This is a genomic window from Streptomyces sp. NPDC058579 (assembly GCF_042718575.1).
Classification (GTDB): Bacteria; Actinomycetota; Actinomycetes; order Streptomycetales; family Streptomycetaceae; genus Streptomyces.
The window spans coordinates 142,876-151,744 of record NZ_JBHXPI010000014.1 but is presented as its reverse complement, the minus strand read 5'-3'; the positions used below and the strand labels follow the sequence as shown (position 1 = coordinate 151,744).

Annotated in this window: 8 protein-coding genes and 3 pseudogenes; 7 read left to right on the top strand and 4 right to left on the bottom strand. The window is 72.1% G+C overall.

The annotated features are described in order from the left end of the window. Positions 1-138: 138 nt before the first annotated feature. A complete protein-coding gene (locus ACFWRO_RS18845) occupies positions 139-666 on the bottom strand; it encodes a hypothetical protein (protein WP_384511547.1) in 528 nt (175 codons plus the stop codon). Between the two features lie 367 nt (positions 667-1,033). Here ACFWRO_RS18845 and ACFWRO_RS18840 point away from each other — a divergent pair, with 367 nt between their 5' ends. Further along, on the top strand, positions 1,034-1,684 hold the full coding sequence (locus ACFWRO_RS18840) for a class F sortase (protein WP_384511545.1): 651 nt from the start codon (positions 1,034-1,036) through the stop codon (positions 1,682-1,684). 171 nt (positions 1,685-1,855) lie between these two features. Here the strand turns inward: ACFWRO_RS18840 and ACFWRO_RS18835 are convergent, their stop codons facing one another. Both ACFWRO_RS18835 and ACFWRO_RS18830 read right to left on the bottom strand, forming a co-directional pair. Further along, positions 1,856-2,629 (bottom strand): class I SAM-dependent methyltransferase, encoded by a 774-nt coding sequence (locus tag ACFWRO_RS18835; protein ID WP_384511543.1) that lies wholly within the window; start codon positions 2,627-2,629, stop codon positions 1,856-1,858. Between the two features lie 135 nt (positions 2,630-2,764). Next, positions 2,765-2,940: pseudogene (locus tag ACFWRO_RS18830) on the bottom strand (IS5/IS1182 family transposase); the annotation flags it as partial. Between ACFWRO_RS18830 and ACFWRO_RS18825 the strand changes: the two are divergent. After that, positions 2,937-3,182, top strand: a pseudogene (locus tag ACFWRO_RS18825) (IS5/IS1182 family transposase); the annotation flags it as partial. The pseudogenes ACFWRO_RS18830 and ACFWRO_RS18825 sit on opposite strands and share 4 nt — an antisense overlap. Before the next feature lie 61 nt (positions 3,183-3,243). Continuing rightward, positions 3,244-4,008 (top strand): maleylpyruvate isomerase family mycothiol-dependent enzyme, encoded by a 765-nt coding sequence (locus ACFWRO_RS18820; protein ID WP_384511541.1) that lies wholly within the window; start codon positions 3,244-3,246, stop codon positions 4,006-4,008. 18 nt (positions 4,009-4,026) lie between these two features. Here ACFWRO_RS18820 and ACFWRO_RS18815 read toward each other — a convergent pair. Beyond that, positions 4,027-4,152 (bottom strand): annotated as a pseudogene (locus ACFWRO_RS18815) (IS5/IS1182 family transposase); the annotation flags it as partial. 434 nt (positions 4,153-4,586) lie between these two features. Between ACFWRO_RS18815 and ACFWRO_RS18810 the strand changes: the two are divergent. From ACFWRO_RS18810 to ACFWRO_RS18795, 4 genes are all read left to right on the top strand, one after another. Next, positions 4,587-5,339 carry a LytR/AlgR family response regulator transcription factor gene (locus ACFWRO_RS18810; RefSeq protein ID WP_384511539.1) on the top strand — a complete coding sequence of 251 codons (753 nt, stop codon included), beginning with the start codon at positions 4,587-4,589 and terminating at the stop codon, positions 5,337-5,339. 84 nt (positions 5,340-5,423) lie between these two features. After that, entirely contained in the window at positions 5,424-5,867 is a 444-nt protein-coding gene (locus ACFWRO_RS18805; protein ID WP_384511537.1) for a hypothetical protein, read from the top strand. 15 nt (positions 5,868-5,882) lie between these two features. Continuing rightward, positions 5,883-7,649, top strand: a complete 1,767-nt coding sequence (locus ACFWRO_RS18800) for a cation acetate symporter (protein WP_384511535.1) — start codon at positions 5,883-5,885, stop codon at positions 7,647-7,649. Beyond that, positions 7,646-8,854, top strand: a complete 1,209-nt coding sequence (locus tag ACFWRO_RS18795; RefSeq protein ID WP_384511533.1) for a sensor histidine kinase — start codon at positions 7,646-7,648, stop codon at positions 8,852-8,854. Before ACFWRO_RS18800 ends, ACFWRO_RS18795 begins: the two co-directional genes overlap by 4 nt. Positions 8,855-8,869 lie beyond the last annotated feature (15 nt).

Genomic DNA, 8,869 nt, shown 5'->3' with positions numbered 1-8,869 from the left:
CGGTAACGGTGCGACGGTCACGGGGGCCCCCGTCGGCTGGACGTGCACGGGGACCCCCTAACACCCCCGTCGCCCCCCATGCCTGAACCAGGATTGGGGGGCGACGGGCGTTGCGGGCCGACCGGGAGGTTCGGCCGGTCAGACCTTGGCGCCTGCCATGCGGCGCCGGCGGACGATGAACAGACCGCCGCCGAGCGCGGCCGCGGCGACGAGCGAACCGCCGACGGCCATCTCCGTGGAGCTGGGAGCGAGCGAGCCGCCGATGCCGCCCTGCGCGCCCTGGCCGGCCAGCACCCGGAACGACTGGGTGAGCGTCCGGTTGCCGCACTGGACGGCCAGGTTGTACTGGCCGGGCGTGACGTTGTTGTGGATGCGGACCGTGGCGGTGGAAGCGCCGTTGGTGTTGCCGGAGAGGGTGGTCGTCGGGAAGGCGTTGGACGTCACCGTGCCACCGGCGCAGTTCCGGGCGGAGATGGTGAGGAGTCCCCCCTGGTGGACGGCGACGGGGGAGACCGTGACCCCGTTGTTGCCGTCGCCGCCTCGCGGGGCCTCGAAGGCGTTGACGGAGACGTTGACGGGCTCGGTGGTGGCAGCGGCGAGGGGGGCTGCGAGCCCGACCGCCGCGAACGCGGTGGCGGTCACCGCCAGAGTGCGTGCAGCACGCATGGTTGAACCTCCAGTGGAAGACGCCCCAAAGCGGTGCTCCGGGAAGTTCGACGAGTACGCCTTCCACCACGAACATTCACAAGTAGTAGCAATCCTCGCATTTCGGGACTGGTCCACCCTGGTGAGGCGACACGCCGAGGAATCGGCCGCGAATCTGACGGAGCCGCAGGTCACAGACCGTCAGGAAGATTGTCTGACGAATACTCGGATGGGTCATCGTCCTCGCCACCCGCCCGCCCGCCTGGTATCACGAATTCCCGGAACCCGCCGGTGCGGGCGGCCCCCGCCCGCCACCCGTTCGCCCTGCTCCGATCGCCGGTCCGCCGGTCCGCCCTTACCGTTCTGACGACGCCACGAAGGGAGAACCATGAGCCCCAAGGACTTCAGCGTCCTTGTGCCGAGGAGACGCCAGCCATGGGGCGTGCTCGCTCTCGTCATGCTGTCCGGCCTCGCGATGATGCGCAACGGAGTCGAGACGGACCTTCCGCCGCAGCCGACGGCCGCCGCGCGACCGCAGCCGAACGCGTCGCCGCCCACCGCGCCCGACGGACTCGAACCCCTGGCGTACGCTCCCGCCTCGCGCGTGACCATCCCGGCCATCCGGGTCGCGGCGCCCATCATGGACGTCGGCCTCGACCAGTCGGGCTGGATCGCGGCGCCGCCTCCGGAGGACCCGAACCTGGCGGGCTGGTACCAGAACGGCATCGCACCCGGGCAGCGCGGCACCGCCGTCCTCGTCGGCCACGTCGACAACTCCGCGGGCCCCGCCGTCTTCTACGGCCTCGGGTCGCTGGAGAGGGGCCAGCACGTCGAGGTGGAACGGTACGACGGCCAGGTGGCCGTCTTCGAGATCTACGGCGTCGAGGTGTACGCCAAGAACAACTTCCCCGGGGTAGAGGTCTACTCCGACACAGGGGCTCCCGAACTACGCGTCATCACCTGCGGCGGCGGCTACTCCCGCGCGCAGGGCTACGACGGCAACGTCGTCGTCTACGCACGCATGGTCGGCTCGCGCTGATCCCCGGTCCCTCTCCCCCACTCCGTCCCACAGACCGGCGCACTCTCCGATGCTCCTGGTGAAAGGAAAGGGCCTGGTCATGCCGCAGATGTCGAAGGTCGAGCGGTACGCGGCGAACAGGCAGCCAAGGCCGGCTGGCATCAGCCGTCCCGCGCCGAGCGATGCAACCACCTACTCGCCGGCGCGGGCCACAAGCAGCGGCTGGAAGAAGCCCGTCTCCGGTGGCATCCGCCACTGAGGGTCGACAAATCCGGCCTCGGCCGCGAGGCCGGCCAGCCGGTCCCGGCCTAGGGCCCAGTAGGTAGTCCGGCGGACCTGGACGCGCCATTCTCCGCCTGCCGGAAGAAGTTGGAAGTGCTCCAAGTCGTAGTGCTCCCCGTCGTCGTGCCAGTGCCAGAGCTGGAAGGTGACGGTTCGCTCTCCGCCGTCGGCTTCGGCGACCCTGGAGACTTGCGGAGGCGTCGAAGCCGGACGATCGCGCATCAGGTCGTCGTAGGGCCGTGTGCTGATCAGCAGCCGGCCGCCGGGGCGCAGGACTCGGCGCATGTCAGCCAGGGCGGCGTTCACATCCTGCTCTGTCAGCAGGTGAGGCAGCGAGTTGTCGGCGCAGACGACAGTGTCGAACTGGCCACCGGCAAACGGGAGGCGCCGCATGTCGGCGGCGGCCGTGCGCAGACTCAGGCTCCGTCGGGCGGCCTCCCAGGCGGCGCGGGCGGCGGCGCGGGGGCTGATGTCGGTCCCGGTGACCCGGTGCCCGCGCAGCGCCAGGCCGATGGCCTGGGTGCCGATGCCGCAGGAACAGTCGAGCACCGCCGCGCGATCCTGACCGATCAGCGCGTCCAGGGCGTCCCCCTGCCGACGGATGCTCGCGTCCCAGTCCGAGTAGATCAGGTGGTAGTCGTCGGCCAGTTCGTCATAGAAGTGAGCCACTGATGTCCCAGGCATGACCTGAGATTACGGTGCCAGATTCCCCGGAGGCGCTGGTCGCCCTGGTGATCGGCACTAACGTCCTCGCTGACGACAGTGCCGTCATTTCCCGTGGGGTGGTTCCCACGAAGGGCGGCAGAATGGGCCTTGCCGCGAGCGCTTCAGGCCCTGCTTCCCGCGGTCGACCGGGGACCGGCCCGCGCACTCAGGTGGGACCTCTGCCCGAGGATGTGAACGTCGTACGCCTGGAGCGCGATGGCGTGGACGGCCTCGGAAATCCCTGGCGCGGCCCACTCTTTGAGCCGTCGGTGGCTGGTGCGGTCGGAGCATTGAGATCGCCCGCAAGGGCGTACCCGCCCCGATCCAGGCCGGCAAGCGGTGGACAATGGAACGGACGCACTCGTGGATGAACGGCTACGGCAAGCTCCGCCGCTGCACCGAGAGGAACGGCGCGGTCGTCGAGTTCTACCTCCACCTTGCCGCGACTCTCGTCCCGCTCCGCATGCTCATCCGACACTCGACGAGCCGCTACCGGTGGGGCGGCCGCCCCACCACCCGACGCCTCAAGTGATCCACTGCCGGTCGGTCTTAATCGAGTGCGAGAGTCCCGGTCCGGGTGATACAAGGTCCGCGTGACTGATCATCTCTACTTCCCCACCCTGCTGCGGATGATTGACGAGCGTTCCGCCGCGTTCCGCGCCGCCGTCGCCGCGGCCCCCAGCCTCGACGCCGACGTCCCGTCCTGCCCGGGCTGGACGCTGTACGACCTGGCGAACCACCTCAGTGAGGGGGACCGTTTCTGGGCCTACATCGTGCTGAACACCGCGCCGGGCGACCAACGGCCGAGCAAGGACGGGCTGGCGGCGCCCAGGGAGCGCGAGGAGCTCATAGCCTGGCTGGCCGACTCGACGGAGCAGCTGCTCACTGCTCTGCGCGAGGCCGGCCCGGACCGGGGCTGCTGGGCCTGGTGGGAGCCGCTGGCCTCGCCGCACACGGTGGCCGCCGTGGCCCGCCGCCGCGTCCCGGAATCGCTGATCCACACCTACGACGCCCAACTGGCCTCCGGTACCCCGCAGGAGCTGCCGACGACCGAGGCGGGCGACGCCATCGAGGAGTTCCTCGCCACCGTCTGCACCGGCACGGTCCCGTGGCCGGGCGAGCCCGCCACCATGGACTACCACGCAGCCGAGGCCGGCTCCTGGCGCCAGACCGTGGACGCCGCCGGTTCCCGCTTCACCCGCCTCACCGCGGCGGAGGCCGCCGAGAGCAAGCCCACCGCCGCCATCTACGGCACGGCGAGCGAGATGGCGCTGCTCATGTACATGCGCGTCCCGGCCGGCTCGCTGCGGATCGAGGGCGACGCCGACCTGCTCCAGCAGCTGCAGGACTGGGGCTGAGGCCGACCGGCAGATGGATCACCTGAGGCGTCGGGTGGTGGGGCGGCCGTCCCAGCGGTAGCGGCTCGTCGAGCGTCGGATGAGCATGCGGAGCCTGACGAGAGTGGCGGCGAGGTAGAGGTGGAAGTCCACGACGCGTAGCCGGAGCCGTGGACCAGCGCGAGCACGATGTACTCGAAGACGGTCCGGTCTGGAATCCGTCGCCGGTGCCAACCCAGCGGATGGCTCTCGGCGTATCCCTTCCGCACGGCAGCAGAGCGGCGAAGTGGTCCCACAGGGGTTCCGAAAGGCATGCTGGGACCGCAGGCACGAGCCCTCCGGGTGATCACAGAGCGTCAAGAACTCCATGATCCCTCAGGCTCGTGCCTGCCTTGCGTTCGGGCCCGCCTGGGCTGCCCCACCCACCAGACGTGATCCCCGACTACGAGGACCCCGCGTTCTTGCACCGCGAGCGAAGCAGTCAGGCCACAGCGTTCCTGTGGCCCGAACAGGCGGCAGACGGGAATGGCTGGCGCCGGCCGGTGGAGGGCGGCGTCCAGGCAGTAGCCCCCTCCGGACCCTCCCTTAGAATCCGCCGCATGCTGCGCGTACTGGCCGTCGACGACGAGGCACCCGCCCTCGGGGAGCTGCTCTACCTGCTGCGCGCCGATCCCCGGATCCGCAGCGCCGAGGGTGCCACCGATGCCACCGAGGCCCTGCGCAGGATCGGTCGCGCGCTGGAGGCGGGGCCCGACGGGGACGAGGCCATCGACGTCGTCTTCCTCGACATCCACATGGCCGGGCTCACCGGGCTCGACCTCGCGCGGCTGCTCGCGGGCTTCGCCCGGCCGCCGCTGATCGTCTTCGTCACGGCGCACGAGGGCTTCGCCGTGCAGGCCTTCGACCTCAAGGCCGTGGACTACGTCCTGAAGCCGGTGCGCCGCGAACGGCTCGCGGAGGCCGTCCGCCGGGTCCGCGAGCTGGTGCACGCCTCCGCCGTACCCGCCTCGCCCGCCGCTCCCGAGCACATACCGGTCGAACTCGGCGGGATCACCCGTTTCGTGGCCGTCGACGACATCGCCTACGTCGAGGCCCAGGGCGACTACGCGCGCCTGCACACCGACGAGGGCAGCCACCTCGTCCGTATCCCGCTCTCCGCCCTGGAGGAGCGCTGGGCCGCCCGCGGATTCGTCCGCATCCACCGCAGCCACCTCGTCGCCCTCGCCCGCGTCGACGAGCTCAGGCTCGACGGCGGCGCCACCTCCGTCCGCCTGGGCACCACCGAGCTGGCCGTCAGCCGACGCCACGCACGCCAGCTCAGAGACCTCCTGATGCGCCGCGCGGGCGGCTGACCGGTACGGGCCCCTGAGGCTCTACCGTGCGTGAACACCGCTGCGTAGACTCCGGACACTTCCCAGCCCCTGCGAGGTCGCCCGATGCCGGAGCGGACACCGACGTCCGAGGACCCCACGCCGCGCAAGCCCCGGCGTGAGACCGTCACACGCGCCTCCGCGCTCCGCGCCGGCGGTGTGCCCGCGCGGCGCTTCCCCGGCCATCCGCCGCCCTCCCCCCGCCTCCGGCCGGGGGCACCCCCACCTCGCTTCGCTCGTTCCGAGATCAGCGAGCAGACCACCCTCGGCCACACCTACGTCCGCTCCCTGATGCGGAGCCAACTGCGGGCCGCCCTCACCGCGCTCGGCGCGCTCGCCCTGTGCGTCGGGCCGCTGCCGCTGCTCCTCGCGCTGCCCGCCCCCGAGGCCGCCGTCTGGATCGCGCTCGGCGTCGGCGTGTACCCGGTCATCTGGGTCGTCGCCCACTGGTACGTCCGCCGCGCCGAGCGCAACGAACGCGACTTCACCCGTCTCGTCGAGGGCCGCTGAGCGCGGGGGCCGGACGTGAACCACACCTACGCGGTGACCGCCGTCACCGCCGTCGTCCTGGCGACCGTGCTCATCGGCGCGCTCGGCCTGCGGATATCCCGGACGACCTCCGACTTCTACGTGGCCTCCCGCACCGTGCGGCCCGGCCTCAACGCCGCCGCCATCAGCGGCGAGTACCTCTCCGCCGCCTCCTTCCTCGGCATCGCGGGCCTCGTCCTCGTCCAGGGCCCCGACATGCTCTGGTACCCCGTCGGGTACACCGCCGGCTACCTCGTCCTGCTCGTCCTCGTCGCCGCCCCGCTGCGCCGCTCGGGGGCGTACACCCTCTCCGACTTCGCCGAGGCCCGGCTCGAATCCGCGACCGTCCGCCGGCTCGCCAGCCTCTTCGTCGTCGGCGTCGGCTGGCTCTACCTGCTCCCGCAACTCCAGGGCGCCGGCCTGACCCTGGAGATCCTCACCGGGGCGCCCGACTGGGTCGGCGGCCTGCTCGTCGCCGTCGTCGTCACCGGCATCGTCGCGGCCGGCGGCATGCGCAGCATCACCTTCGTCCAGGCCTTCCAGTACTGGCTGAAGCTCACCGCCCTGCTCGTGCCCGCGCTCTTCCTGACCGCCGCCTGGTTCGGCGACGACGCGCCCCGCGTCCGCTTCGACGCCCCCGCCGTCTTCCGCGAGCACACGGTCGTCAAGGTCGCCGACACCGTACGGATCGAGCTCGACGCCCCGCTCACGCTCACCGTCACCGGCCGCGTCGACTCCCTGCCGTACGAGGGGAGGACCGTCACCCTGGATGACGGCCCGCACCGCGTCGAGGGCGGTACCGCGCTCGCCTTCCCCGAGGGCGCGCCCGTCCCCAGCAGGGCCTCCGACGGAGCCGACCCCCTCGGCTGGTCCCAGCCCTTGGCCGGCGGGCGCGACGGGCACCAGCTCTACGCCACGTACGGTCTGATCCTCGCCACCTTCCTCGGCACCATGGGCCTGCCGCACGTGGCCGTCCGCTTCTACACCAGCCCGCACGGCCGGGCCGCGCGCCGCACGACGCTGGTCGTCCTCGGGCTCGTCGGAGTCTTCTACCTGCTGCCGCCGGTGTACGGAGCGCTCGGCCGGATCTACGCCCCCGAGCTCGCGCTCACCGGCGCGGCCGACGCCGCCGTGCTCGTCCTGCCCGAGCGGATGCTCGGCGGGGTGCTCGGCGACCTGCTGGGCGCGCTCCTGGCCGGCGGCGCCTTCGCCGCGTTCCTCTCCACCGCCTCCGGGCTGACGATGGCGGTCGCCGGGGTCCTCACCCAGGACGTGCTGCCCTCCAGGGGCGTACGGCACTTCCGGCTCGCGACCCTGTTGGCCACGGCCGTACCCGTGACCGTCGGGGTCTTCGCCTCGAAGGTCCCCGTCGCCGACGCCGTCGGCCTCGCGTTCGCGGTCTCCGCCTCCTCCTTCTGCCCCCTGCTCGTCCTCGGCATCTGGTGGCGCCGGCTCACCCCGCCGGGGGCGACAGCCGGGCTGCTGCTCGGCGGCGGCTCCGCGCTGACGGCCGTGATGGCGACCCGGGCGGGACTGCCGGACGAGGGGTGGCCGCACACCCTGATGGCCTGGCCGGCGGTCTGGTCGGTGCCGCTGGGCTTCCTCACGATGATCCTGGTCTCCCTCGCCACGCCCCGGCACATCCCGGCGGGAACCCCGGCCCTGCTCGCCCGGCTTCACCTGCCGGAGGAGTTCACCGGCCGTCCGGGGCCGGTGCGCGGCGAGCCGGGCAGCCGGGTCGAGGCACGAGGGGGCGAGGGATGACCGGGATCGAACTCGCCGCGATCGCCGCCGCCGGGGCCGTGCTCCTCACGCTCGGCTTCGCCCTCGGGCGGCTCGCCACCCGGCGCGGGGACAAGGCGGCCGACCTCGACCTCGGCACGCCCGTCGAGCGCGCCACCTTCCACACTCTGCACACCGCCTCGCTCGCGGCCCCGCCGCTGCGCGCCGGCCTCACCGAGGACACCGCCCGCAAGGCGGTGCGCCGGCTGCGCCCGCTCCTCGGCACGGAGGCGCTCTGCCTGACCGACCGGTCCGCCGTCCTCGCCTGGGACGGGCCGGGCGAGAGCCACCACCGCGCGCAGGTCATGGAGCGGGTCACGCCCCTCCTCGACTCCGGCCGCAGCCTCTCCGCGCACACCGGCTGCGCCGATGTCGCCTGCCCGCTGCGCTGGGTGGTGATCGCCCCGCTGACCGGCGAGGACGGGGTGCTCGGCGCGCTCGTCGCCTACGGTTCGCGGGAGTCGGCCGTTCTCGTCCGGGCCGCGACCGAGGTCGCCCGCTGGGTCTCCGTCCAGCTCGAACTGGCAGAGCTGGACCGCTCGCGGACCCGGATCGTGGAGGCCGAGATCCGGGCCCTGCGCGCCCAGATCTCTCCGCACTTCATCTTCAACTCCCTGGCTGCCATCGCCTCGTTCGTCCGTACCGATCCCGAACGGGCCAGGGAACTGCTTCTGGAATTCGCCGACTTCACTCGCTACTCCTTCCGCCGGCACGGCGAGTTCGCCCAGCTCGCCGACGAACTGCGGGCCATCGAGCAGTACTTGGCGCTCGCCGGGGCCCGCTTCGGCGAGCGTCTCAAAGTGACGCTGCAGATCGCGCCCGAGGTGCTGCCGGTGACCCTGCCGTTCCTCTGCCTCCAGCCGCTGGTGGAGAACGCCGTCAAGCACGGCCTGGAGGACAGCGTGCACGACTGCCGGGTCACCATCGCCGCCCGCGACGCGGGCTCCGAGGCCGTCGTCGTGATCGAGGACGAGGGCGTGGGCATGGACCCGGCCGTGCTGCGCGCGATCCTGCTCGGGGAGCGGCCCACCGGCTCCGGCATCGGCCTGTCCAACGTCGACGAGCGGCTGCGGCAGGTGTACGGCCCGGAGCACGGTCTGGTCATCGAGACCGGGGTCGGCGCGGGGATGAAGGTGACGGTACGGATCCCCAAGTACCGCCCAGGAGTGCACCGGACGGTTCCCTAGCTCCCGATCCCCCGA

Coding starts and splice junctions, on each gene's coding strand:
- ACFWRO_RS18845 (WP_384511547.1), bottom strand. CDS start 666: ATGCGTGCTGCACGCACTCTGGCGGTGACCGCCACCGCGTTCGCGGCG.
- ACFWRO_RS18840 (WP_384511545.1), top strand. CDS start 1,034: ATGAGCCCCAAGGACTTCAGCGTCCTTGTGCCGAGGAGACGCCAGCCA.
- ACFWRO_RS18835 (WP_384511543.1), bottom strand. CDS start 2,629: ATGCCTGGGACATCAGTGGCTCACTTCTATGACGAACTGGCCGACGAC.
- ACFWRO_RS18810 (WP_384511539.1), top strand. CDS start 4,587: ATGCTGCGCGTACTGGCCGTCGACGACGAGGCACCCGCCCTCGGGGAG.
- ACFWRO_RS18805 (WP_384511537.1), top strand. CDS start 5,424: ATGCCGGAGCGGACACCGACGTCCGAGGACCCCACGCCGCGCAAGCCC.
- ACFWRO_RS18795 (WP_384511533.1), top strand. CDS start 7,646: ATGACCGGGATCGAACTCGCCGCGATCGCCGCCGCCGGGGCCGTGCTC.